The sequence below is a fragment of the Amycolatopsis sp. BJA-103 genome (assembly GCF_002849735.1).
Taxonomy (GTDB): Bacteria; Actinomycetota; Actinomycetes; order Mycobacteriales; family Pseudonocardiaceae; genus Amycolatopsis.
In genome coordinates this window covers 7,884,514-7,908,638 of record NZ_CP017780.1, presented here as the reverse complement: position 1 = coordinate 7,908,638, position 24,125 = coordinate 7,884,514, and the positions used below count along the sequence as shown (strand labels likewise).

The following is a 24,125-nucleotide window of genomic DNA, read 5'->3' as shown; positions in this document are numbered from 1 at the left end:
GCAAGTCGAGAATGTCAGGTTTGTGCGGTTGCTTCTATCACGTCTCGACGATGCGGTGCGGGACGAATGCCGCACCGTCGTCCGTAACGAGACCTGCGGTTTCGCGGATCCCGAGGCCGGCGGCGTGGTCCCCGACGATCCACGCGCCGAGCGCGGGCCGGTACCCCTGGAACTCCGGGAGCGGGTCGAACGCCTGGTAGACGTAGCCTTCGGCGCCGTAGACGCCGTCGGTCTGCGTCTCGTACCCGGTGGCGACGATCTGCACGTTCGCGCCCTCGCGGCCGAGTTTCGGCTTGCGGACGTACTCGGTCAGCAGACCGGGGTCGTCGGCGAAGGCGGGCAGCAGGTTCGGGTGGCCCGGGTAGTTCTCCCACAGGATCGCGAGCAGCGTCTTGTTGGAGAGGATCATCTTCCACAGCGGCTCGACCCAGAGCGTGCGAGGCATCGTCTCGACGGCGAAGCGGCCGAACTCCTCGTCGACCACCCATTCCCACGGGTAGAGCTTCACCACGGTCGCCATCTGCGCCTCTTCGAGGTCGACGAACCGCTTGAGCACCGGGTCCCAGCCGATCTCCTCGATCGACAGGCCGACGGTGTCGAGCCCGGCCTCGGCCGCGGTCTCCTGCAGGTACGCCGTCGTCACGTGGTCCTCACCGGACGGATCGGCGGACGACCAGGTGAAGTGCAGTTCGTTCGAAGGCAGCTTCTCGGCGAGCTCGCCCCAGCGCTCGACCAGCTTCTCGTGGATCGAGTTCCACTGGTCGTCCTCGGGGAAGACCGCGGTCTTCCAGTGCCACTGCAGCACCGCGGCCTCGAGCAGCGAGGTCGGGGTGTCGGCGTTGTACTCAAGCAGCTTCGCCGGGCTCTTGCCGTCGTAGCGCAGGTCGAACCGGCCGTAGACGTGCGGATCCTGCCGCTTCCACGATTCGGCGATATGCGGCCAGACCCACTCGGGGATGCCGAAGCGGTGGTACTGCTCGGTGGTGATCACGTTGTCGACGGCTTCGAGGCACATCGAGTGCAGCAGTTCCACGTCCGCCTCGACGGACAGGATCTCGTCCATCTCGAAGACGTAGTGGACCGACTCGTCCCAGTACGGCCTGGACTTGCCGGCGCCGTCACGAGCGGGGGTGCCGAAGACCAGCCCCTGCTCTTCGACGATGTTCTGCCAGTCCCGCCGGGGCGGCTTGGAATCCCGATACAACTACGAGCCCCCGCTCTTGCCGGTACCGCCGGAGGTACCGCTCTTGCCGCTGATGCCGAACCCGCCGCGCTGGACGGACTTGCCCGATTTGGTGTTGACGTTCGCGTTCGAGGGCGCGGTGTACGAACCGCCGGACACCCGCTGCCCGACCTGACCGGTCCCGCCGTAGTTGTAGCGGTAGCTCTGCATCGGCCCACCGAAGCCGCCGATGGGGAGGAAGAAGAACCCTCCGCTGACATAGCCGCCATTCGACCGGACGTAGTTCTCGTCGCAGTTCTTATCTTCGTTGACGATATCCGTGTCCTTGGCGGCGCAGACCGCCGTGACCTCTTCCGGCTTCGCGACGGTGTAGAACGTCGCGACCAGCCCGACCAGCCCGACGGTCACACCCGTGCCGATCAGGATCTTCTTCTTGGTCGAAGACTTCTTCTCGGCGGCGCGCGCGGCTTCGGCGTCGAGCACCTCCTGGCGCTCCTGCTCGGCCAGCGCCTGCTGCCGTGCCCGCTGCTCGGCCAACGACGGTTGCCGCGCCTGCGTGCTGTCGTCCTGGAACCGCATCGAACCGCGCTTCGGCGGTTCCTGGGGCCGCTCCGCCCCCTGGTTGTCATCCTGCGTCATCGAAGCTCCGTAATCGCCCGCCGGCCCGAACCCGTGTCCAACACTAACCACCCGGTATGCGCACCTTACGTGCGGCGCGGGCATCATGGAGTGGATGTCTCAACAGGCCGAGCGGTTCCGTTATCCGCGAAACGCGCTGAGCACCCTGCGCACCCGGCTCGTCATGGCCGGTGTGTTCGTGGGCGCGATCATCGCGCTTTCGCTGAGTGTGGCGTTCTCGTGGAACGTGGGCCCGGAGGGCGGTGCGGGCGGCGGCGCCCCCAAACTGTCACCCGCGGCGGTCGAAGCGTTCCAATCTCCCCCAGGCACCTGCCTGACCTGGAACAACCCGGATGCCAACGACGCGCGGCGCGTGCCGTGCGCGGAGTCCCATCTGTTCGAGGTCACCAGCATCGTCGACATCGGCGCGCAGTACCCGGCGGGCGTGCCGAGCCCGAACCTGGAGCAGTGGCAGGAGATCTCCCGGTCGCGCTGCACCGTCGACGTCAAGCCGTACCTCGGCCGCACGCTGGATCCGTACGGCAAGTTGAGCATGAACCTGCTCCGGCCGACTCCCGCACAGTGGGAGGACGGCGACCGGCAGCTGCGGTGCGGCCTGCAATGGGCTGGTCAGGGCGGCAAGCTGCAACCGACCAAGGGACTGGCGAAGGAGCAGGACCAGTCCGCGGTGTGGGAGCCCGGCACCTGCCTCGCGCTGCTCAACAACAGCTTCGGCGACCCGATCGACTGCGCCCAGCCGCACTCCTACGAGATGATCGCGACACTCGACCTCAAGACGAAGTTCAAGGACGGCTACCCGTCACAGGAACAGCAGAACACCTGGTTGGACACCGAATGCTCGACGGCCGCGCAGGACTACACCGGCAACGCGGACCTGGCGGCGAAGAAGCTCATCATCGGCTGGGACGTCCGTGAGCAGGAGAGCTGGGACGCCGGGTCGACGCTGGTGAACTGCAAGGTGGCGGCGCCCCTGCCGGACAACAAGGGGCTCGCGCCCGTCACCGGGAGCGTCAAGGTCGGCAACGGCGAGGCCCCGCCCTCTTCCGACGGCGGCGCCCCGCCGGCGTCGTCTTCGGCCCCGAAGACCGGCGGGTGATCGCGTGCCCGTCGAGATGACGCAGCAGCGCTTCGAGGAGCTGGTTTCGGAGGCGCTGGACGAGCTTCCGCCCGAATTCGCGGACGCGATGGACAACGTCGTGGTCCTCGTCGAGGAGTTCAACGAGGAGTCGCCCACGATCCTCGGGCTCTACCACGGGGTCGCGCTGACCGAGCGGACCCACGAGTACGGCGGGGTGCTGCCGGACCGGATCTCGATCTACCGGCGGCCGCTGCTGCAGATGTGCGACACCGAGGAGGATGTCGTCGAGGAGGTTCTGATCACGGTGGTCCACGAGGTCGGCCACCATTTCGGCATCGACGACGCGCGCCTGCACGAACTCGGCTGGGGCTGAACCGCGGGACAGGCGATAGCAAAGGTCCCTTGCTCCTTCCCGGCGGATTCCGCGCCGGAAGCGGCATGGTCGGTGATTTTTGTGCGTCGGGCACCAAGGGTTCTTCGGATTCTTAACTGGGCGTAACAAGCCAGCCACTTTGGGCGACAACCCCGCTAAACTTTTCGACACGTTGTCGTCGGCCGGCGCCGGCGAAAGCCTGGGGAGGCGTGCATGGCCGAGACGACGACGGGCAGGAGGGGCGACCGGCGCTTGCGCTGGTTGCTCGCGTCCAGTGCGGCGTCGAACCTCGGCGACGGGATCGGCAAGGTCGCGTTCCCGCTGCTCGCGGTCACCCTGACCCGCGATCCGCTGCTCATCGCCGGTCTCTCGGCGACCCAGTTCCTGCCGTGGCTGCTGTTCGCGCTCCCGGCGGGCGCGCTCCTGGACCGGATCGACCGGCGGCGCGCGATGATCCTCGCGAACAGCGCCCGCGCGGTGGTCGTCGGCGGCATGGCCGCCCTGGTCGCGGCAGGCGGGGTGACGATCTGGGTGGTCTACGCCGCCGCCCTGCTCATCGGCGTCGCGGAGGTCGTCGCCGACAGCGCCGCGAACGTGCTCATCCCGGCGGTCGTCGACAAGGGTTCCCTCGACAGCGCGAACAGCAAGCTCCAGGCCTGCGAGATCGTCGGCCAGACCTTCCTCGGCGGGCCTGTCGGCAGCGCCACCTTCGCGCTCTTCGCGACGTTCCCGTTCCTGCTCAACTCGGTGGGCTTCGCGATCGCGGCGGTCGTGCTGATCGGGCTCGCCGGGAGCTACCGGGCTCGTCCTTCCGCCGACCAGGGCGCCCGCGCGGACCTTCGCACCGAGCTGGCGGAGGGTTTCCGCTGGTTGAAGCACAACAGGCTGATGATGCGCCTGGTCGTCGTCGCCGGGTTGATCAGCCTGGTCAGCGAACTCGCGCAGGCGCAGCTGGTGCTGTACGCGATCGAGCACCTGCGCCTCAGCGAAGCGGCCTTCGGGCTCTTCGCGTTCGTCGGAGGCATCGGCGGCCTGCTGGGCGCGGGCATCGCCCCGCGACTGGTGAAGACGTTCAGCCGCCGCGCGGTGCTCCTCGGGGGCACCGCCTGCTGTGGCGTGGCGTTCACCGGCATGGGGCTGACGAGTTCGCCGGTGGCCGGGGCGGCGCTGTTCGGCCTGTTCGCGGCGGCCGTCGTCTCGGTGAACATCGTGCTGGGGACGGCGAGGCACACGCTCGTCCCCGGTGAACTGCTCGGCAGGGTCCTCGGCGTGTGGCGCACCGTCGTCTGGGGCGCGATCCCGGTCGGCGCCCTGCTCGGCGGGGTCCTCACCCACGCCCTCGGATCCCCGGCCCGGACGTTCCTCACGTCCGGGCTTCTGCTGTTCGGTGTGGCCGGTTTCGCGTTCGTCTCGTCACGGCAAGGCGCGTTCGATGACGAATCGGCCACGGAGGTGCGGGTTCTCCACCAAGACCAGTGAAAACGAAGGCCTTTGGTGCTGAAATAGCCCATCACCCGTGCTGGTGAGGGAGGTCCGCGATGCAGCAGACACTGGTGCCGGAGGCCGGCGTGGGGACGACAGAACCTTCCAGACGCCCGCAAGTGCTCACGGCTGTCGCCGGTTTCGTGATCGGCGCCGGCGTGATGGGCATGCTGTGGGCTCTGTCGAGCGTCAACGCGGGAGCGCTGGAAGACGCGCAGGAGGCGTGCAACGCACTGGCCAGGGTCGGCACGATCCCGGACACCACCGACGCCGCGCCCGGCGAGCGGACCGTGGCGGTGCTGGCCCCCGAGATCCTGCACCGGATGACGGCCGCCCGCGAACTCTCCGCCGCGGCGGCCGCCGCCAACGACACCTACCGGCCGCTGGCCGAGCACATCGACGGGGTCAGCCGGATGGTGTTCAGCCTGCACTTCAACCAGATCTCCGGCCAGCGGCATCTGGCGCAGGCCGAACAGCTCTGCACCCAGCTCTAGGTCATGCTCCCTTGTGGACCGTCTTGACGGTCAGCTGGTTGCCGGGGATCTTCCCCGCACAGCCGAGCCCCGGCACCGACACGAAGTTCGAAGCCGTCTCCTGCGGCAGGTACACCCGCAGCCCTCGGGTCTCGGTGGGCTTGCAGGCCGCCTCGTCGTAGTTGCGGACGTTCACGAAGCCCATGTCGGCGGACGCGCTGTCGCCGTTGTTCAGCTGGACCGGCTCGCCCTTGGCGCCGTCGCGGAACGCGGCCTCACCGACCTGGTGGCCGTCCGCGCCGGTCACGTAGGAGACGCCGGGGAAGCCCTGGATGGTGCACGCGTGCCCGCTCGTGTTGGTGATGACGAGCTTCCGGTACACGGTCCCCGCGGCCGCGTCGCCGCCGCCGACGGACAGTTTGACGTCGCCCGCCTTGCAGAGCCCGTCGCTCTTCTGCGCCGGGGCGGGTGCCTGGGCGGGCTGTGAAGCGGGTGCCGGACTCGACGAGCTCGCACTGGGCGCGACGGAGGTCTCCGGTGCCGAACTGGACGGCGACGCGGACGAACTCTGCGCGACGGGTGCGGTTTCCGAACCGCAGGCGCTGAGCAGCAGGAGCCCGGCGGTACCCGCGATGAGACCGCCGATGGAGATCATCTTCGAACGAACCATGGTCATTCGCCTCCCTGTAGCCGGGTGACCCACCACTGAAGTAGACGTGTTGTCCGCCGCGGAGGTTGCGCTCCTGCGGTTAATTCCCCACAAGGTGTTAATTGATCTCGTGGGGGGTATTCCCCGGCGGGAGCGGAGGCAAACGCGGGAGGGTCAGCGGTCGACGGGAGCTTCCGCCCAGGTGAGGCAGGTCCAGCCGTCGGAGGTCGCGACGAGTTCGACGACGCCGGTGTTCGGGATGAGGCCCTGGTTGGCGACCTCGGCGGTGACGTTCCCGGCGAGCCACTCGCCGCCCAACCGGATCGCGCCACCGTGGCTCACCAGCACCACCGTGCCGTCGGGGTCGGCCTGCTCGTGCTTGGCGCGCAGCCGGGCGACCGCGTCGAGCATCCGTGTGCGGACCTGCGCGCCGGTCTCACCGCCGGGGATCGGCGGGTCGAGTTCACCGAGGGTCCACCGGCGCACGACGCTCATGTACGTCGTGATCGAGTCCTTGTCGGTCTTGCCTTCGAGGTCGCCGGCGGCGACCTCGTGCACGCCGTCGACGACCTGGACGTCGATGCCGAGCTTGGCGGCCAGCGGCGCGGCGGTCTGCTGGGCACGGACCGCCTGCGAGGCGTAGACCGCGACGACCGGCTCGCCGTCCAGCCGCGACGCGAGCTGCCGGGCCTGCTCGCGCCCCAGTTCGGTGAGCGGCGGACCGGGCAGCGCGGTGTCGAGCGCGCCCCGGACGTTGCCGTCGGTCTGGCCGTGACGGACGAGGAGGAGTTTCACGCCTGTGCTCCCTTCCTGACCGAAGCGACCCAGTCGATCGCGTCGGTGAAATCCTCGTTGGCGGCGCCCGGCTCGATCTCGGTCGTGCCGTTGTCCGCCCGCGGGTGGGAGCCGAGGAACCGCACGTTGCGGCACCGGCGGCGCAACGCGGCCAGCACGTCCCCGATCCGGGGCTCGGTCACATGTCCCTCGAAGTCGATGAAGAAGCGGTACTCGCCGAAGTTGTTCCTGGTCGGACGGGCGTCCAGCTTGGTCAGGTTGATCCCGCGGACCGCCAGTTCGGTGAGCAGTTCGGCCAGTGCGCCGGTGCGGTTCGTCGCGGCGGCGACGATCGACGTGCGGTCGGCCCCGGTCGGCTCCGGCAGCTCGCCGGGTGCTCGGACCAGCAGGAACCTGGTCTTGGCGTCGCGGACGTCGGCGACCTCGGTGGCCAGCACCTCCAGCGGGTAGTGCTCGACGGCGACCGGCGCGGTGACGGCCGCGTCGAACTCGCCCGCGTCGACCGCGACCGCGGCCGCGGCGGTGGACGACGTCGCGACCGGATGCGCGCCGGGCAGGTTCGCCTCGACCCAGTGACGGACCTGGGCGAGCGCGTGCGGATGGCTCGCCACGGTGCGGATCTCGGTCGTCCCCGGCCGGGTCAGCACGCTGAAGTGGACCGGCAGCAAGACCTCGGCCACCGCGACGAGCGGCTCGGCCTCGCTCAGGCTGTCGAGGGTGGCGGTGACCGCGCCCTCCACGGAGTTCTCGATCGGCACGCAGGCCGCGTCGGCCCGTCCGGCGCGGACCGCGGCCAGCGCCGCCGGGATGGTCTCCGCGGGGATCAGCTCCTCGCCGGGGGCGAGCCGGCGCGCGGCCTGTTCGGTGAAGGTTCCCTGGGGGCCGAAGTAAGCGATCCGTGACACCCCGCCAGATTACGCACGCCGCGCAGGGACTTTCACTCGGACAGCCGGTACGCGCACCGGTTACGCCGGGTGGCTTTTTTTGCCATGCTTAGCGCGTGACCGCCGAACCGGGCACGCACACCGGCCACGAGGATGCCGACTCCTCCTTTGCCCCCTTGCCGGACCATCCCACCCCGGAGCTGGTGCTGTGCGCCGTCGATGACCTGCTCGCGCAAGCCTGGACCACCGTCGCAGACACTGTGGACGGACGGGTCTTCGTGCACCGCGGGTCGGTGCTCGACGTCGTCGCCCAAGCCGTCGTCAGCCCCGCGAACTCCTATGGCTGGATGCGGGGCGGCATCGACGCCGTCTACGCCCGCGCCTACCCGGGGCGTCGAGCAGAACGTGCGCAGCGCCGTCCTCGCCTACCACGGCGGGGAGCTCCCGATCGGCGAAGCCGTGATCGTGCCCACCGGCGAGGCCGAGCCCGCCTGGCTGATCAGCGCGCCGACGATGCGGGAACCCGGCGAACGCCTCCCCCGCGACACCGTGCACCCGTACCTGGCCGCCCGGGCCGTGTTCCAGCAGTGGCGCGACGGCAGGCTCGACCAGGGCCGGGTCCGTGATCTGGTGCACACGATCGCGATGCCGGGACTCGGTACCGGCGTCGGCGGGGTCGCTCCCGCCTCGTGCGCCCGGCAGGTCGCCGCAGCGTGGGACGAGGTCTTCGCCCCCGGCCGTCCCCGTAACGGACGGTAACGCCCCGAAGCGGGCTACATCACATCGCAGCGCGTTCACGAGCCGTAAGCCCTACCGTTAAAGCGGCTTCATCCGGTTCGAGGCACGCTTTCCCGCCGAGAACTCGTCTACACGGTTTTGTACGGCGCCAGCGCTGGCGACGGGCGAGGAGTGTGCGATGCCGCGGGTCCGTGAGCTCAGTCCCTACGTCGAGCTGCACCGTGAGCAGTGGCGCGAGTTGCGCAGGTCGACGCCCCTGCCGCTGACAGCCGCGGAACTGCTGCGGCTGCGCGGTCTCGGCGAACAGGTCGATCTCGCGGAAGTCGCCGAGGTCTACCTGCCGCTCTCCCGGCTGATCAATCTCCAGGTCGCCGCCCGGCAACGGCTGTACGAAGCCACCACCACCTTTCTCGGTGAAGACAGTCGGGGCACCAAGGTGCCGTACGTCATCGGAATCGCCGGAAGCGTCGCCGTCGGCAAGTCGACCACCGCGCGCATCCTGCGCACCCTGCTCGCCCGCTGGCCGGATCACCCCAGGGTCGACCTGGTCACCACAGACGGATTCCTCCACCCGCGGGCGGAACTGGTCCGGCGCGGGATCATGCACCGCAAGGGTTTCCCGGAGAGCTACGACCGGCGGGCCCTGCTGCGGTTCGTCACCGACGTGAAGTCCGGGGCGGAACGGGTCAGCGCGCCGGTGTACTCGCACCTCGCCTACGACATCCTTCCCGGCGAGGAACAGGTCGTTCAGCAACCCGACATCCTGATCCTCGAAGGACTGAACGTCCTCCAGCCGGGCCCCCGGCTCACCGTCTCCGATCTGTTCGATTTCTCGATCTACGTGGACGCGCCGACGACCGACATCGAGCGCTGGTACGTCGAGCGCTTCCTCAAACTGCGGCACACCGCGTTCGCGGACCCCGCGTCGCACTTCCACCACTTCGCCGGTCTCCCGGACGACGAGGCACGCGCCGAGGCGCGCCACCTGTGGCGCACGATCAACGAGCCGAACCTGATGGAGAACATCAAGCCGACGCGGCCTCGCGCGACCCTCGTCCTCCGCAAGGACGCCGACCACACGATCAACCGGGTCCGGCTGCGCAAGCTCTGAGCCGGTCGGGGTGCGCCGGTGACCTGGGTGGGTGAGGTAGCCGCGTGCGTGTTCGTGAGCGGGGCCGGTGACGGGATGAAGGGGCCACTCACGACCGACCGGACCCAGCGCTGTCCGAGCCCGAACGGGAACGCTGCGTAACCGGGCACGCGCGGAATCTCTACTCACGGCGAGCGTTCACGGCGACATCCAAGATCACTTCGCCGAAAGCCGATCACACGGGCGGATTCCGGCTGTTCCCTCACAAGTACCAGCCTTCGCACCACCGGCGAGCCGACAGTGGCGACCGGTCGCGCACCGCGACCGGTGGGTGAATTTCCTCGGCCGATCGGCCGATCCACGCTCAGTACGTGTAACCGGTTGGCCGATACCGGCTACAGCCCCCCGAGGCGACCCTTGTGTCAGGGGTTCACGAGGTCTCGAAAAGGACCTTGAGCAGGGAGGAGGCTCACGATGTTCTCGATCATCCTGACCTGGGTCGGCTCGATTCTCGGACTCGCACTCCTGGTGGCCATGGCCGCCGGCGCCTTCGTCGTCGACTTCGACGACGCCCGCGGGGACCGCCGCCGGAAGAAGTCGCAAGTCACGGAGAGCAAGAGCACCCCGGCGGCACCGCTGGGCTGAGCACCACCGATCCAGGCGTCCGGACGTCTGGATCGTGTTTTTCGGCAACTCAGTCGAACGGGTTGTGCACCTGCGCGCCGAGTCCGGCCATGTCGGCCAGGTTCCGGGTGACCAGGGTCAGCTCGTGGATCCGGGCGGTCGCGGCGATCAGCCCGTCGACGGACGGCACTTTCCGCGGCGCGTGCTGGCGGCCCCATTCGGCCGCGATTTCGGCGGTCACCGGAAGGATCCGTTCCGAGAACTGCGCGGTGAGCCCGGCCAGCCAGTCGGCGAGCGCGTCCGCCCGCTCCCGGTCTTGATCCCCTCGATGCCTGAGTTTGTGGATTCCCCTCTCGATCTCCCCCACCGTCAGCACGCTCAAATAGAGCCTGCTCGACGACACCCCGCCCCACCACCGGGCGAAACCCGGGTTCTGCGTGCGGCGCCGGGCCTCGGACACGATGTTCGTGTCCAGCAGAAAGCTCACCCGCTCACCTCCGTGACATCCCTCGGCAGGTCCTCCGCGCGTTCGGCGGCGATCTCCTCCAGCACGTCGGCCAGCGCCTCCCCGTATTCGGGATGGTGCTGCTCACCGGAGAGCACGAGTTTGAAATCGACGGCTTCACCGCCTCCGGCCAGCCTGCGGTAATCCATGATGTCCAACACCACGGCCACCTCCTCCCCGTGTTTGGTGACGAACTGCGGCCCCTCGGCCGCGGCCCGGCGCAGCAGCTCGCTCAGCCGCTGCTTGGCGTCCTGCACTTGCCAGGTTGCTGCTTCCATCTAGACAGACTAGACGGATTGGGGAGGGATGGCAAGGAGGTGGCGGGTGGGACGGGCCGTCAGGCGAGGTCGCCGAGTGCCTTCCGGTAGTCGTCGACGTCGTAGTCCATCTCGTGCTCGCCGGCTTCGCTCAGCTGCGCGGACAGCGCGTCGACGAGGCGATCGAAGATCTCGTCGCGCTCCTGCCCGGTCTCGCTCAGCCGCCGGACGGCCTGCCAGACCTCGGCGGGCTCGTCGTCCCAGAGCTGGTCGACGATCGTGGTCTTGAGCGCGAGCCGCATCCTCGGCTCGCCGTCGAAGGTCTCCTCGGCCAGCGCCTCGTGGTACTCGGGGTGCTCGCCGATCACCAGCAGGCGGCGCTGTTCGGGGTCGACGGGCTCGAGTTCCAGTTCCTCGTCGCCGATCTCCGTGTAGACGGTCGGGACGGCGAACATCCGGCGCTCGAGGGCCTCGGCGAGTTCGGCCGGGTCTTCGATGCCCTCGGAGCCGTCGAAGTAGACGTCGAGCGTGGAGTCCTCGTCCTGCGCGAACTCCTCCAGGAATTCGGTCGCGCTCTCCAGCAGCGCCACGCGGGCGGCCTCGGGCAGTCCGGCGCGGTCGGCGGCCCAGGTGACCCAGCCGAGCAGCGCGGGCTCCAGCGCGTCCTCGTACGCCTCGTCGACCTCGAACTCGCCGTCCAGCAGTGATTCGAGGAACCGGGCGAGCTTCTCGGGTCCGACCCGCAGCGGGCTGCCCGGCTCGGTCTCGCAGCCGTAGTCGACGAGCAGGCGCGCGTAGAACCTGGTCGCCTCGGTGTCCTCGACGAGCCCGGATCCGATGAAGTCGGCGACGACCTCGTCGCGGACCTGCTCGGGCCATTCGGTGATCTCGGGCGAGGGCTCGGCGGCGGGCAGCGCCCGGATCCAGCCCAGCGCGATCGCGTGGAACCGCGCGTAGTCCTCGCTGACGTCGGGCTCCTCGACGACGTCCGTCGCGGCCAGCCCGTCCGCGAGCACCTGGTGGGCGCGCTCGGGCAGCACCTGCTCCAGCGTGACCAGCTCCGGGTCGTCGGCGGCCTGCTGCCGCATCTCGGCCAGCACGTCCTGCGGCTTGTCGACCACGACGACGTCGCGGATCCGGCCACCCTCGGTGAAGTCGACCAGCGCGAGCAGCCCGTGCTCAGCGCCGCCGCGGGAGAAGACGCAGAGAAGGGAGGACTCGTCACCGAAGACGTCCCCGGTCCGCCAGCAGTCCCCGACGGTCACCGCGGCCAGGTCCGCCGCCCACTCCGGCTCCGGGATCCCGCGGCCCAGCACGGTGTTCAGCGCCGAGGCGGCCGCCTCGCGCTCCTCTTCGGTCTCGGCGAACACCCGCATCCCGGCGAGCAGCGCGGCCGCGGCGGGGGTGATCTTCCGCTCGGCGAACGCGATGAGCTCCAGGCCCAGCGGCTGTTCACCCTCCTCGACCTCGATCTCCCACCACTGGCCGAGCACCTCGGAGGTCAGCAGTTCGACGTCGAGCACCTCGGGTTCGGCACCGAGGGTCGAGAAGTCCCGCAGGACGTCCTTGAAGAGGCCCGTCACACTCGGAGTGGAGGGCTGGGCTGCCTTCTTGCGGGCACGACTCACCGGACTCATGGCGACATGTTTTCACGCGGACCCGATCGGGCTCGTCGCGGTGGTCCTGGGCGCGCAACGCGGGGTCCCGGTCGCGGGGAGGGCGCGGGCGGACACCGGTTCAGGACCACCGCGACTTCGTCGGCCCACCAGTGTGGCTCGACCTTCTCCGCCGGGTTTCCTCGGTTCACTTCGAATAACGACCGGCGGTGGAAGCGGTTACGCCCGAATCGTTTTCGGAATCGCGATCCTCGCCGCCTTGATCTCGGCGATCAACCGCGTCTTGCGTTTGTGTATTTCCACCAACGTGCCGAGGTACGAGCTGAATTCCTCAGCCGTACCAGCCTTTTTGTGCACCGCGCGGAGTTTGCGCAGCTGCCGGGCCGCCTCGCGGTAGGAGTTCGGATCTTTATGCGTGATCAATTCTTCGACATGGTCCCGGTATATGGGAACGGTTTCGGCCGGATGGGCTACGGAACGCGAATCCGCGAGTTCGACGCGCACCGGTAAAGAGGCTTCGAAACGCACCGCCGCCCGCCACGCCTCGTCGGCCCGGTCCTCCCCGAGCAGCGCGCGGACGAGTTCGTCCGCGGCCTCCGTGCTCTCGGCGGCGAGTTCGCGCAGCCTGGCCAGCGCGGTCTTCCGCTGCGCGACCCACCGTCCCGTTTCCAGCGACTCCTGACGCAGCGCGAAATACGTCGCACTGCCGGGACTCTCGTCGAAATCCTTGCAAGACAAGGGAACCGGCTCCTCTTCGACCGGAGGCGCCTCTTCCTTCTTGTCGTGCGTGAGCGCCCGCGCCGCGTGCGCGATGGCCTCACTGTGCCGTCCCGCCGCGCGCAGGACGCGCACGATCTTGAGGCTGACGTCGACCCGCGGCGGCTTGGCGGCGAGGATCGCGACGAGCGCGTCGACGTCGCCGGACACCTCCGCGAGCTCTTCGCGCAGCCGCTCGGCCGTCTCGCGTTTCACCCCGGACGGATGCTCCGCGAGCACATCGTCCACAGTGGACTTTATCCGGGCGATCCCCTTGTCCCCCAACGCCGAGGCGAAGTCGGCCAACTCGATGACCGGCCATCCCGGACCGTCGAACTCCACCTCGAGGATCCAGGCGGCCAGGCTCTCGGGGTCCGGCGGGCGCGCGGCGCAGGCCCGCGCGTACAGCTCGACGGCCCGGTCCAACCGGTCCGTGACCTCGCCCGAGGCGTCGTCGATCTGCTCCAGCATCTCGCTGATGTCGTCGACCGTCCGGCGGGCGAGCGGGGCGAGATCGGCCCGGCTGCCGGCGTCGAGGAGCCGCTGAAGGGTGTCGAGAACGGAGCCGACTTTCGCCGCGTACTCGACGTTGCCCGCCATCACGGCGGTGTCGAGGAGGCGGTGCGCCTCGGCGAGGTCACTCCCCTGGGTGACGAATCGACTTTCCAGCGCTTGTCGTAACACAGGGTCACGCTCGGCATGGGCATGAAGCAGGTCCGCCAGCGTCTCCGCGTCCAAGGTGCGCAGGTAGGGGCGCAGATCCGTCGTGGAACTCACCCGGACAAGTCTGCCCGACCGGTTCGCCGACGCGTGTGGGCCAACAGCGTGCTCTTTCCGGCGTAATCGCTCACCAGGTGTGACCAGGTCAGCGGCGTCGCTTCGACACGCGAAGGGCAGCGGATGACCGGGATCGGGAGCCGCCGGGCGAGCAGCATCACGATCGCCATCACCACCCCCGCGAGCAGCGAGATCGACGCGGCGGCGGCGAGTGCGCCGCTCAGCACCCGGCGGCCGCCGTCGATCGCGAGCTGCGCGGAGTACTCGATCTGGCGGGCGGCGAGGTCGCCGAGGGAGCGGCCGACGACGCCGGCCGCGACGCGCCAGGCGTCCTGCCCGACGGGCGGCGGCGTGGCCGCGCTCAACGCGGTTTCGACCGCGCCGAACCGGCTCCAGTCTTCGCTGCCGATGAGCTCCCGGTAAATCCGGCGACTACTTTCCGTCAGCTTTCCGGCGACGGCGTCGAGCCTGGACCGGTAGGCGCCGACCGCCGCGGCGTAGTCGAGGCGGCCCTCGTCGTCGATCCCCGCGACCGCGAGGGAGTCGCTGCGGTCCAATCCTTCGACGGCGGTGAGCAGCTCGACGGCGATCGTCTGCTGGTAGCCGACCTCGGCGTCGGGAGCGGCCCGCGCGATCTCACGCAGGGAGGAGAGCGAGGTGTCGATGCGATCGGCGTACGCGGTGTAGATGGCGGAACGGCTGCCCGGCGCCTTCAACGCGACTGCCCGGTCTCTCTGCAGCAACGCGATCACCCGGCTCGCGTCGGCCATGACGATCGCTCCGTTTTCGGCGTCGGCGCGGTCCTGAATGGCCTGCTGGACGAGGAATCCGCCGATGAACAACGCGACGAGGACCAAGGCCGCGCTCGGCACGAAGGCGATGGAGAGCATGCGAGAGCGAAGGCTTCGCTGGTACGTCAAGGCTTTCCTTCCGGATCGGGTCCCCGACGCGGAGCGACGCTATGCAAGTTGCAAATTGCACGTCAACGCCCGTCCGCCATACGGCGGTTAGCGCACCGTGACGATCTGGTAGGCACGGCACGTGACACTCGACGATCTCAACCAGCGCCTCCGTGACTTCGCCGCGGCACGGTCCTGGGAACCGTTCCATACTCCGAAGAACCTGGTCATGGCCCTATCCGGCGAAGTCGGCGAGCTGACTTCGCTGTTCCAGTGGCTCACTCCGGAGGAGTCCGCGAAGTGGCGTTCCGACCCTGAACTGGCGCACAACGTCGTCGACGAAATCGCCGACGTGACGCTGTACCTTCTGCAGCTGGCGAACAGTCTGGACGTCGATCTGATCGAAGCGGCCAACGCGAAGATCGACCGGAACGAGCACCGCTTCCCGGCGCCCGGGAGTTAGGCCCTGACGGCGATCTGCCAGCCGCCGAGCAGCCCGCCGACGCCCAGGACACCGACGAAGATGCCCGCGGCGAGCCCCGCTCCGCCGAACAGCGCGAGCACCGTGATGAACATGAGCAGCATTCCGAGCCCCATCAGGACCCGTCCGGCCCAGAGCAGCACGGACGGCGTCCGCGGCGGGGGTGTGAAGACGCCGGTCCGCCTGTCATGGGCGGGCCAGTGCGCCGGAGGCGCGGGGACCGGGACAGGCGCGGTCGGCGGCTGGGGAACGAGACCCAGCGCTTGGCGTGCCTCGGCGATTCCGAGCACCCTCGCACCGAGTTCGCCCGCCCTGGCGATCCGCGGCTCGGCAGGCGGAACCCCGGAGCCCACGACGAGGTGGGTCACCGACGCGGTGAGCTTCTTCGCGAGTTGGAGCCCCGCGTCGAGTACCGCGGCGCGCAAGCCGTCCTCCGCCAGCCCGTCGCCGAGAACGAGGACGCGGCGGCGCCCACCGGACGAGGTCGCGGTGGCCTGGAGTCCGTGCAGCACCTCCGGCACTCTCAGTGCCGCCGCGACGGTGCGCAGATCCCGCTCTTCCTCGGTGGTGATGACGCCGTCGCTCTCGGCGAGCTCACGCATCGCGCGGACGAACCCGGTGTGCACCCGGTGCAGATCCGCGTCCGACATCCCCGCCGCCGAAGCCGCGGCGACGAGGGCCCTCGCTTCGGCGTCCGAGATGTGCCTGTCGGCCAAGGCGTTCCCGAGCAGTTCGACGTAGGCGTCCCGCAGCGGGCCGGGCGGGCCGAAAACAGCCTCGGGTACCCGATCCACGAAGTCCGCCATCCAGGTGCCGCCGCTCGGCACCGCCGCACGGCGGGGCGAGAGGCGTGCGGCCGGCGCGAATCGCGGTAGTTCCGGGAACACCGGCGGGGACGCGAACCTGAGGCCGTGCGTGGTCACCAGGGTCGTCACGATCCGCGCGCACACGTACGCGTCGGCGAGTGCCGTGTGCGCCGCGAACTCGCCGACACCGACCGCCTCGGCGACCGTGGCCAGGCGGTAGTTCGGCAGCCGGAGCGAGCGTCGCGCCGCGGCCAGCGTGCACACGCCCGGCATGGGCGGGACCCGGGCGCCCAGCCTGCCGAATTCCCCGCCGAGGAACCGCGCCTCGAAGGGCAGGTTGTGCGCGACCAGGACACTGCCCTGGCAGAGATCGAGGAAATCGCCCAGCACCTCGCCGAGGTACGGAGCGTTGTCGAGTTCGCGGCGGGTGATCCGGTGCACGTGGGCCGGACCGGGGTCCACGCCGCGGCCGGGATTGACCAGCGTCGAGAACTCGCGCAGGACCGTGCCGTCCGCGCGGACACGCACGGCCGCGACCTCGACCACGTGTCCCGGATGCAGGCCGGTGGTCTCGAAATCGATGGCGGTGAACTCCGTCGTGCCCACGGCGAACCGGCCGTCTCCGGTCAACACGAGGTTTTCGACTGTCTCCGCCATTTCGTTTCCTTTTCTCGAAGCATCTACCGGTGGATCGCGACGCCGTCGCCCGCGTAACGCCCGAACGCCGACGGTGACCTGTTCGTGGCCGCTTCGTGACGAAATATCCGGGCTTGTAACGACATTCGGTGGATGAACGACAAAAACCGGCAAAGCCCACCCGAGGCAAGAATTCCGAGGACGCCCATGCACACCGATCCCACCGAACGGCCTTCTCGTGAGAAGCGGATGCCTCGCTGGATGATGATCGTTCTCGCCGCCTTTTCGGTCCTCTTCGTACTCGGCGCCGTCTTCGGCAAAACACCGCAGCCACAACAGGAACCGCCTGCCACCGCGGCCGTTCGCGTCGAACAGACGCCGAGCCCGACGACGTCTTCGTCCGCCGCTCCGAATACGTACCGGGTGGTCGAGGTGGTGGATGCCGGCACGATCAAGGTGACCGGCCCCGGTGGCGGGAAAATCATCCATGTTCTCGGTTTGACGCCCCCTCCGAGCACCAATGGATGTTTCGCCACGGAAACCGTCACGTGGGCAAAGAACACACTTGCGGGACAGGAAGTCGTCATTCAGGCCGTGTCCGATGACGCCGGTGTCGCGCTGGCGTCGGTCGGCATGGTGAACGGTGGCGATTACTCCACCGTCGCGCTCAAAGCGGGGTACGCGAAATACGCGAGCAAGGCTGTCGAGAAGACGGTCGGTGTCGCGCTCCAAGCCGCGGAAGACGCCGCGCGGTCGGCCGGGAACGGGCTCTGGGGGCCGCCGTGCCTCGGCAAGATCGACGCGCCGCCCACTTCCGTCGCGCCACCGCAGCAGCCCGTCGCGGCGCCGCCGACGACCACTCGGGCCGAGCCCACCACGAAGAAGACCACCCCTCCGCCCGCGGCGGAGGAACCGGACCCGCCCAAGGCCGCTTACTACCCGAACTGCGCCGCCGCGCGCGCGGCGGGCGCGGCGCCGTTGTACGCGGGCCAGCCCGGGTACAGCCGCAAACTCGACCGGGACGGCGACGGCGTGGCCTGCGAGTAGCCGTTTCCCCGGCGCCCGGTTAGCCACCTTTCGGGTCTTGTGACCTCTTTCGCGAGCCGAAACACTGTGCCGACGTCCCTGGAGGTGGCCCTTGTCGCGTTCGGCTCGCACCGTGGTCCTGGCACTGATGCTTTCCCTGAGCGCGGTCGCCGCGCCGGCGTACGCGGCACCACCGCCGTCGGCGCCGCACCGGGACCCCGGCAACGGGCCGGAACGCAACGACGTCGCCGCGACCGACCCGGCGATGGGTGCCGCGCGGGCCGCCGCGGGCGAGAACGTCGCGGGCGACCATTCCGGTTATCCGCGCAAGACCAAGCTGCGGGTGTACCCGGAGAACCCGGCCGACAAGTCGATCAAACTCGGGCTCGCGCCGTATCACGCGATCGCGCCGAAGCTGAACGCGCTGCAGGCGCGCGGCAACCGGGTCTCGGTCGAGATCGCCGGGCAGTCGGGCCTCGGCCGTGACCTCTACCTGGTGACGGTCACCGCGCCGGAGAGTCCCTTCGAGACGCGGCGGCAGGACGCGTGGCGGTCGCTGATCGAGAACGACCCGGCCCGCGCCGCGCGCGACCCGTTCCTGCGCCACGGCTACAAGGCGCCGGTGTGGATCAACAACAACATCCACGGCAACGAATGGGAAGGCACCGACGGCGCGCTCCGCGTCATCGAGAAGCTGGCGACGGCGAACGATCCCAAGACCGCCGAACTGCTGAAGCGGAACCGCTTCTACTTCAACGTCACGGCCAATCCGGACGGCCGGGTCGCCGGCACGCGGCAGACGTCTCAGGGTTTCGATCCCAACCGCGACTTCGTCACCGCGTCGCAGCCGGAAGTGCGGGCCATACGCGGGATCGCCATCGGCAAGCAGCCGCTGATGATGCTGGACGAACACGGCTACGTCGAGAACACGCTCATCGAGCCGACCACTCCGCCGCACGGCCAGAACTACGACTTCGACCTCTACATCAAGCACGGGTATGCCAACGGTCTCGGCATGGAGCAGGCGGTCAAGGCGCTGGGACGACCGGAGACGGCGAAGCCGGAGATCCCGTTCCGCGACTACGACCCCGGCAGCTGGGACGGCTGGGCGCCGATCTACACGGCCCAGTACGCGATGTACCACGGCGCGGTGTCGTTCACGATCGAGATCCCGATGCGGGTCAACAACGCGGACTACGAAACGCAGCCCGTCGCGGAACTCCGGCGGCGCTCGGTGATCAACACCGAGGTCGTCGAGGCCACCATCGGCAGCACGTTGACCTACGTCGACCGCAACCGCGGTGAGCTGATCGCGAACCAGATCGAGATGTTCCGTCGCGGCGGCGCGGGCGAGGCCCAGCGCGAGATCCCCGACGGTTTCGTGCCCGGTTTCGGGCCGGAAGACCGCTACCGCACCGAATTCCCGCGCGCGTACGTCATCCCCGCGGGCGCGGACCAGCGCTCGGGTTCCGCGGCTTCGCGGCTCGTCGACCATCTGGTGGCCAACGACGTCCGCGTGCGGCAGGCCGAACGCCCGTTCTCGCTGGGTGGGCGCCGGTATCCGGCCGGTTCGTACCTCGTGGACATGCACCAGCCGAAACGCGGGCTGGCGAACGTGATGCTGGAACAGGGCAGCGACATCTCGGCGAAGGTGCCGGTCATGTACGACATCTCCGGCTGGAGCCACCGCCTGCTGTGGGGCGCGTCGGTCGACATCGTCAAGCAGGGGAGGCTCGACGTCCGGGCGCACGACGTCACCGCCGCGTCGCCCACCGGCGGCATCGACGCCGCGCCCGGCCGGGACCTCGCGCTGAAGCTCGTCGACGGCAAGGACGTCAGCGCCGTCAACGACCTGCTGAACCGCGGCTTCGCACTGGGACGCGCGGAGGACGGCACGATCGTCGTCCCGGCGTCGGCACGACCGGCCGCCGCCGAGGTGGCGGACCGCTACGGCGTCCGGTTCACCGAGGCTCGCGGCACGGCGAGCCCGCTGAGCCGTAAGACGATCGCGGGAGCCGTCGGCCCGGACGAGTTGAAGGCGTTGCGGGACATGGGCTTCGACGTCCGGCCGGTGTCGGCGGCGGTGCTCAACGCCGGTTTCGACTGGTCCAAGGTGGACCTGTTGTTCGTCTCTTCGGGACTGCGGTACACCGACCTCACCCCGGCCGCGAAGGACGCTCTGAAGGCCTTCTTGGCCCGCGGCGGCGTGATCACCCGTGGTGCCACGGGCGCGCGTTTCAACACTGACGTGGGACTTCTCGAAGCGCGTCCGGTGGCGGGCTGGGAGGACGGCAACGGCGTCGTTTCGGTGGTCAACGGGACCGGTCCGGTGGGGACCGGCGCGCTGCCGGACTCGTTCGTCTACGGGCCGTTCTGGTTCACCGATCTCGGCTCCTCGGTCCGGGTCGAGCAGCGCTACGCGACCGGGAATCCGCTGGTCGCGGGGCATTGGCGGACCCGGGACGACGGCACCGGCGGGCCGCTGCAAGCGGCGGGACAGGCAGCCGTCGTCTCCGGCACTTCGGGGCTCGGCGGGAAGGTGGTGCTGTTCGGCACCGAGCCACTGTTCCGCGATCACCCGAAGGGCTTGTATTCGCAGGTGGCCAAGGCGGTTTACTGGGCGGCAGGCTGATCTAGACGGTCTACGCTTTACGGCCATGTCCCCCGTTTCCCGTGGCCGGAAGCCGAAGAAGGCCAAGAAGAACAAGAAGCAGGCGACAAAGCCGAAGGTGCCGTTGACCGCCGAACCGGAGCCCTTGCCGGACTGGTTCGAGGCGGGAGTCGAGAACATTCTCGGCGGCATCGATGGGCTGATGGCCTGCAAGACGGCTCGCGACCTCGAGCAGGCGACCTGCGAACTGCTCGGGGCCGAACTGATGCGCGCCATCGACGACGCCAACAGCGGCCTCGACTTCGACCTGTTCTTCGCCGCTCTGGTCGCCGAGGTGGCCGCCTCGGCGAAGGCCGGGCCGACGGAAGCGCTGTGGCGACTGCTGCACGGCCTGCTCGCGATCGCGGCTCCCGGCGTGGTGCCGACGCTGCGGTCCACGATCGCCCGCATCGAGTCCGAGAGTCTGTCGGACTGGCCGCGATCCCTCGCGAACATCAAGGCGACCGGCGAGGTCTGGGAGATGCTCGACGTCTACGGCACCCGCCTCGCGGTGATCGCGGCGTACACCTATCCCGGCGTATACCTGTTCGACGTCGACATGTCAGGGATCCCCGCCCTGACCGACGGGCGCGTCTACGACGACGTCGAGCAAGCCACCGAGGCGTGGCGGAAAAAACTCGGCGACGAAGCGGGCGACGCGGAGCCGAAGGCGGTGACCGACACCGAACGGCTCGCCGGCCTGGTCAGCTGCGACTTCGAAGTCATCGGCTTCGAGTCACGCGACGCGCTCGACAACTGGCATCGCGCGCAACGCCGGTTCGAGGATCTCGAAACGGTGCTGAAGAAGCGCAACCTGCCGCTCCCGCCGTACCGATCGCTCTTCGACGACCCCGACCCGGCCGAAATGGCCAGTCTGTTCGTCGAGTGGCACGGCGAGCGCTACGGCGGCGAACCCGATCCCGAGACCGTGGAAGACCTGGCGGTCGAATGGATGGAGGGCCTGGTGCCGGACACCCGGTTCGCCGTTTCCCCCGGCCGGATCGGCTACTACCTGGACGTGATCGGCGACTGGCGGGACCCGGTGGCGATGGCCCTGCTGCGGAAGTGGGCGTGCTGGCTGGCCGAGCGAGCCGAACTGCCGTCTCCGCTGGTGGAGCGGGTGGTCGCCAAGGCGACGAAGTAACGTGGGGGTATGCCGATCCAGGTGCTGCTCATCGACGACCACGAGGTGGTGCGGCGCGGCCTGCGTGACCTCCTCTCCGACGAGCCCGACATCGAGGTGGTCGCCGAGGCGAGCGGGGTCGACGAGGCCCTGGCCGTGGCGATGCACGTCGAGCCGGACGTCGCGGTGGTCGACGTGCGGCTCGGGGACGGTGACGGCATCGCGCTCTGCCGCGAACTGCGCTCGAAGCCGAACGCGCCGCAGTGCCTGATGCTGACCGCGTTCGACGACGAGGAGGCCATGGTCGGCGCGATCATGGCCGGGGCGGCCGGGTACCTGTTGAAACAGGTCCGCGGCCAGGACGTCGTCAACGCGGTCCGCGAGGTCGCGGCGGGCCGGTCGCTGCTCGATCCGCTGTCGACGGCGCGGGTGCTGGACAAGCTGCGGCATCCGCCCGAGGACGAACTCGGCTCCCTCACCGAACGCGAGCGTGAGGTGCTGGACCTGATCGGGCAGGGCATGTCCAACCGCGAGATCGCGGAACGCCTGTTCCTCGCCGAGAAGACGGTGAAGAACTACGTGACGTCCGTCCTCGCGAAGCTGGGCATGCAGCGGCGCACGCAGGCCGCGGCGTGGATCGCACGCCGCGACCGCTAGCGCCTCAGGGGTGCACGGTGTCGCGCTGGTCCGGGATGACCGTGCCGTCGTCGCGCAGCACCGGGCCGCGCGTGCCGTCGGCGTTCTCGTACGCCGTCGTCGAGCACGGGTAGGTGCGGTTCAACGCGGGGAAGGGCTCGATGAACATCGGGTTCACCGCCCACTTCCCGTCCGCGTTGTCGTAGGCGCGGCACATCAGCTCGTCCTTGTTGCGGTTGAGCGTGACGCGGACTCCGGTCGCGTCGTGCAGCATCGTGACGTCGGTGGTCGCGTCGCCGCCGGCGAGCGCCTGCCGCTTGGCCGCCGGTGCCGCTTCCATCGCCTTCGCGCCGCGGATCCCGAGGATCCGCTCGTTGATGAAGCAGCGCTTGCCGTCGATGTAGGTCATGATCTCGTCGGCGCCGTCGGCGTGCCCGCCGCAGCCTTCGAGATGCCCGTTGATCCGGCCGTTCGTGGTCTGCGAGTAGATCCCCAGCGTGCGGCTCGGCGGGATGCCGATCGCCGAACCCCAGACGTCCGCGAACTCCTTCGGCGAGGCGGAAACGACCCACGTCGAGAAGCCCGCCTTGTTCAGCGTCGCGACCAGGTCCTTGATCTCCGGGTAGTACCGGATCCACGCGACCTGGGTGCTCGATCCGACCTTTTGGGTCGCCCCGACCGGCGCCAGCAGCGCCGCCGCCCTGGCCTGCCGGGCGATCGCGCGGACCTCGTCCGGCCGGTAGCCCGCGTTGATCTGCGCGACCCAGGCGTAGGCCGCCTCCATGTAGCGCCGGTTGTTACCCGCGAAGACCTCTTCGCCGGTGCTCGTCTTCGCGCTCTTCCGCACCGACAGGAGTTCGTCGGCGCAGGCGAGGTTCTTGCTGGTCGGCAGCGGTTTCCCGGCCGGGGTGGCGGTGCCGCAAGCCTTGCCGAGCGCGTCCGCCCCGGCGTCGGTCATGAACCGGCTGGTCGTGCGCCAGTCCTTGTTCCGCGGCTGCAGGACCTTGTCGTGCCGGATCATCCAGAAGACGGTCTGGTCGGAGATGTCGTTCTTGATGACCGTGTTGTCCCAGTCGAACACCGCCACCGGCCGCTCGCCGTGCTTCCCGCCGCAGCGGCCGCGTTCGTCGATGACCTTCTGGATCTTCGCGGCGTTGTCGCCGTACCAGTGATCGGCCAGCCGTAGCTGAGGGCAACGGGACTCGGTCGCGGCCGCCGACGTGCCGGGTAAGGCCACCGGAACGACCGCGACGGCGGCGGCAAGGGCCACGGCTCGCAGGAACCTCGGCATGTGATCTCCCCACGTCTTCGTCGACAGTTCGGGGAGATCCTGTCATTTTCCGGCGAGAGTCACGACCTGCCGGTTGTGAAAGTAGTCATCCTCACGAAGCACCGTGACGCTGCCGGGTGAAGCGCGGAAGTCGACGTACCCGGCCGACTCGAGCGGCATCCGGATCCACGCCGCGACGACGAAGGTCAGCGCGCCGCCGTGCGTCACGATGATCCGGTGCTCGCGGGGGCTTTCCAGGATCGAGTCCATCGCCGCGTAGACCCGCGCGGCCATCGCGCCCTTCGTTTCGGCACCTGGGATCCCCTCGTCGTGCCCCAGCCGTTCGCCGGTCGGCGGCGGCGGGACGAACCGGCGGTCCAGCCACTCTTGCGGCTTGCCCCCGGCCTCCCCGTACGACTTCTCGCGCAGCCGCCGGTCCAGGACCGGTGTCACGCCGAACCGTTCGCCGATCAGTTCCGCCGTCCGCGCGGTGCGGCGCAGGTCCGAGGAGTGGATCTCCACGCCGTCCGGCACCTTCGCGCGCAGCGACTCCGCGATCGCGACGGCCGCGCGCTCGCCGCCGGGGGTGAGTTCGGCGTCGAACCAGCCGCCGACCAGGCGATCGACGTGATGAGTGGACTCCGGATGAGTGACGACGTGGACCGTGCGCATCCCTCGA

At 69.2% G+C, this 24,125-nt stretch carries 24 protein-coding genes and 1 pseudogene; 12 read left to right on the top strand and 13 right to left on the bottom strand.

The features are described from left to right. Window positions 1-37: 37 nt before the first annotated feature. Together BKN51_RS35465 and BKN51_RS35460 are read right to left on the bottom strand one after the other, a co-directional pair. A complete protein-coding gene (locus BKN51_RS35465) occupies window positions 38-1,204 on the bottom strand; it encodes a glutathionylspermidine synthase family protein (protein ID WP_101611746.1) in 1,167 nt (388 codons plus the stop codon). Beyond that, entirely contained in the window at window positions 1,205-1,822 is a 618-nt protein-coding gene (locus BKN51_RS35460; RefSeq protein ID WP_233223063.1) for a hypothetical protein, read from the bottom strand. Window positions 1,823-1,916: 94 nt separating this feature from the next. Here BKN51_RS35460 and BKN51_RS35455 point away from each other — a divergent pair, with 94 nt between their 5' ends. From BKN51_RS35455 to BKN51_RS35440, 4 genes are all read left to right on the top strand, one after another. Continuing rightward, the gene (locus BKN51_RS35455) at window positions 1,917-2,918 is read left to right on the top strand and encodes a septum formation family protein (protein WP_101613651.1); all 1,002 of its coding nucleotides are present in this window, start codon (window positions 1,917-1,919) and stop codon (window positions 2,916-2,918) included. A gap of 4 nt (window positions 2,919-2,922) precedes the next feature. Continuing rightward, complete coding sequence (locus BKN51_RS35450; protein ID WP_007030570.1) at window positions 2,923-3,273, top strand: metallopeptidase family protein; 351 nt, start codon at window positions 2,923-2,925, stop codon at window positions 3,271-3,273. Between the two features lie 213 nt (window positions 3,274-3,486). Then, a complete protein-coding gene (locus tag BKN51_RS35445; protein WP_101611745.1) occupies window positions 3,487-4,752 on the top strand; it encodes an MFS transporter in 1,266 nt (421 codons plus the stop codon). Between the two features lie 59 nt (window positions 4,753-4,811). Further along, the gene (locus tag BKN51_RS35440; RefSeq protein ID WP_101611744.1) at window positions 4,812-5,249 is read left to right on the top strand and encodes a hypothetical protein; all 438 of its coding nucleotides are present in this window, start codon (window positions 4,812-4,814) and stop codon (window positions 5,247-5,249) included. Window position 5,250: 1 nt separating this feature from the next. Here the strand turns inward: BKN51_RS35440 and BKN51_RS35435 are convergent, their stop codons facing one another. The 3 genes from BKN51_RS35435 to pheA form a co-directional block, all read right to left on the bottom strand. Further along, a complete protein-coding gene (locus tag BKN51_RS35435) occupies window positions 5,251-5,904 on the bottom strand; it encodes a DUF4232 domain-containing protein (protein WP_101611743.1) in 654 nt (217 codons plus the stop codon). Between the two features lie 147 nt (window positions 5,905-6,051). Continuing rightward, window positions 6,052-6,672 carry a histidine phosphatase family protein gene (locus tag BKN51_RS35430; RefSeq protein ID WP_101611742.1) on the bottom strand — a complete coding sequence of 207 codons (621 nt, stop codon included), beginning with the start codon at window positions 6,670-6,672 and terminating at the stop codon, window positions 6,052-6,054. Further along, complete coding sequence (gene pheA, locus BKN51_RS35425; RefSeq protein WP_101611741.1) at window positions 6,669-7,577, bottom strand: prephenate dehydratase; 909 nt, start codon at window positions 7,575-7,577, stop codon at window positions 6,669-6,671. Before pheA ends, BKN51_RS35430 begins: the two co-directional genes overlap by 4 nt. 95 nt (window positions 7,578-7,672) lie before the next feature. Here pheA and BKN51_RS35420 point away from each other — a divergent pair. The 3 genes and pseudogenes from BKN51_RS35420 to BKN51_RS43675 all read left to right on the top strand — a co-directional run bounded on the left by BKN51_RS35420 (window position 7,673) and on the right by BKN51_RS43675 (window position 10,029). Continuing rightward, window positions 7,673-8,315 (top strand): annotated as a pseudogene (locus BKN51_RS35420) (macro domain-containing protein). 157 nt (window positions 8,316-8,472) lie between these two features. Beyond that, window positions 8,473-9,405 (top strand): type I pantothenate kinase, encoded by a 933-nt coding sequence (coaA, locus tag BKN51_RS35415; protein WP_101611740.1) that lies wholly within the window; start codon window positions 8,473-8,475, stop codon window positions 9,403-9,405. Window positions 9,406-9,858: 453 nt separating this feature from the next. After that, a complete protein-coding gene (locus tag BKN51_RS43675; protein ID WP_168214462.1) occupies window positions 9,859-10,029 on the top strand; it encodes a hypothetical protein in 171 nt (56 codons plus the stop codon). Between the two features lie 49 nt (window positions 10,030-10,078). Here BKN51_RS43675 and BKN51_RS35410 read toward each other — a convergent pair whose 3' ends face one another. From BKN51_RS35410 to BKN51_RS35390, 5 genes are all read right to left on the bottom strand, one after another. After that, window positions 10,079-10,495, bottom strand: coding sequence for a type II toxin-antitoxin system VapC family toxin (locus tag BKN51_RS35410; RefSeq protein WP_101611739.1), 417 nt, complete (start codon window positions 10,493-10,495; stop codon window positions 10,079-10,081). After that, the gene (locus tag BKN51_RS35405; RefSeq protein ID WP_233223062.1) at window positions 10,492-10,791 is read right to left on the bottom strand and encodes a type II toxin-antitoxin system Phd/YefM family antitoxin; all 300 of its coding nucleotides are present in this window, start codon (window positions 10,789-10,791) and stop codon (window positions 10,492-10,494) included. Before BKN51_RS35405 ends, BKN51_RS35410 begins: the two co-directional genes overlap by 4 nt. A 59-nt stretch (window positions 10,792-10,850) precedes the next feature. Next, window positions 10,851-12,407 (bottom strand): DUF1841 family protein, encoded by a 1,557-nt coding sequence (locus tag BKN51_RS35400; RefSeq protein WP_101611737.1) that lies wholly within the window; start codon window positions 12,405-12,407, stop codon window positions 10,851-10,853. 198 nt (window positions 12,408-12,605) lie between these two features. After that, window positions 12,606-13,919, bottom strand: a complete 1,314-nt coding sequence (locus BKN51_RS35395) for a hypothetical protein (protein ID WP_101611736.1) — start codon at window positions 13,917-13,919, stop codon at window positions 12,606-12,608. Continuing rightward, the gene (locus tag BKN51_RS35390; protein ID WP_101611735.1) at window positions 13,916-14,809 is read right to left on the bottom strand and encodes a nitrate- and nitrite sensing domain-containing protein; all 894 of its coding nucleotides are present in this window, start codon (window positions 14,807-14,809) and stop codon (window positions 13,916-13,918) included. The genes BKN51_RS35395 and BKN51_RS35390 overlap by 4 nt, the downstream gene beginning before the upstream one ends. A gap of 151 nt (window positions 14,810-14,960) precedes the next feature. On the opposite strand from BKN51_RS35390, the gene BKN51_RS35385 reads away from it, so the two are divergent. Next, entirely contained in the window at window positions 14,961-15,281 is a 321-nt protein-coding gene (locus tag BKN51_RS35385; protein WP_101611734.1) for a nucleotide pyrophosphohydrolase, read from the top strand. On the opposite strand, the gene BKN51_RS35380 is transcribed toward BKN51_RS35385, so the two are convergent. After that, on the bottom strand, window positions 15,278-16,762 hold the full coding sequence (locus BKN51_RS35380; protein WP_101611733.1) for a 3'-5' exonuclease: 1,485 nt from the start codon (window positions 16,760-16,762) through the stop codon (window positions 15,278-15,280). The genes BKN51_RS35385 and BKN51_RS35380 overlap by 4 nt on opposite strands. 186 nt (window positions 16,763-16,948) lie before the next feature. Here BKN51_RS35380 and BKN51_RS35375 point away from each other — a divergent pair, with 186 nt between their 5' ends. The 4 genes from BKN51_RS35375 to BKN51_RS35360 all read left to right on the top strand — a co-directional run bounded on the left by BKN51_RS35375 (window position 16,949) and on the right by BKN51_RS35360 (window position 22,197). Next, window positions 16,949-17,788, top strand: a complete 840-nt coding sequence (locus BKN51_RS35375) for an excalibur calcium-binding domain-containing protein (protein ID WP_101611732.1) — start codon at window positions 16,949-16,951, stop codon at window positions 17,786-17,788. Window positions 17,789-17,900: 112 nt separating this feature from the next. Next, window positions 17,901-20,399 carry a M14 family zinc carboxypeptidase gene (locus BKN51_RS35370; protein ID WP_233223061.1) on the top strand — a complete coding sequence of 833 codons (2,499 nt, stop codon included), beginning with the start codon at window positions 17,901-17,903 and terminating at the stop codon, window positions 20,397-20,399. A gap of 25 nt (window positions 20,400-20,424) precedes the next feature. Continuing rightward, on the top strand, window positions 20,425-21,561 hold the full coding sequence (locus tag BKN51_RS35365) for a hypothetical protein (RefSeq protein WP_101611731.1): 1,137 nt from the start codon (window positions 20,425-20,427) through the stop codon (window positions 21,559-21,561). A 9-nt stretch (window positions 21,562-21,570) separates the two neighbouring features. Next, entirely contained in the window at window positions 21,571-22,197 is a 627-nt protein-coding gene (locus BKN51_RS35360) for a response regulator (protein WP_101611730.1), read from the top strand. A 4-nt stretch (window positions 22,198-22,201) separates the two neighbouring features. On the opposite strand, the gene BKN51_RS35355 is transcribed toward BKN51_RS35360, so the two are convergent. Then, the gene (locus BKN51_RS35355; RefSeq protein WP_101611729.1) at window positions 22,202-23,467 is read right to left on the bottom strand and encodes a hypothetical protein; all 1,266 of its coding nucleotides are present in this window, start codon (window positions 23,465-23,467) and stop codon (window positions 22,202-22,204) included. A 42-nt stretch (window positions 23,468-23,509) separates the two neighbouring features. After that, on the bottom strand, window positions 23,510-24,118 hold the full coding sequence (locus tag BKN51_RS35350; protein WP_101611728.1) for a histidine phosphatase family protein: 609 nt from the start codon (window positions 24,116-24,118) through the stop codon (window positions 23,510-23,512). Window positions 24,119-24,125 lie beyond the last annotated feature (7 nt).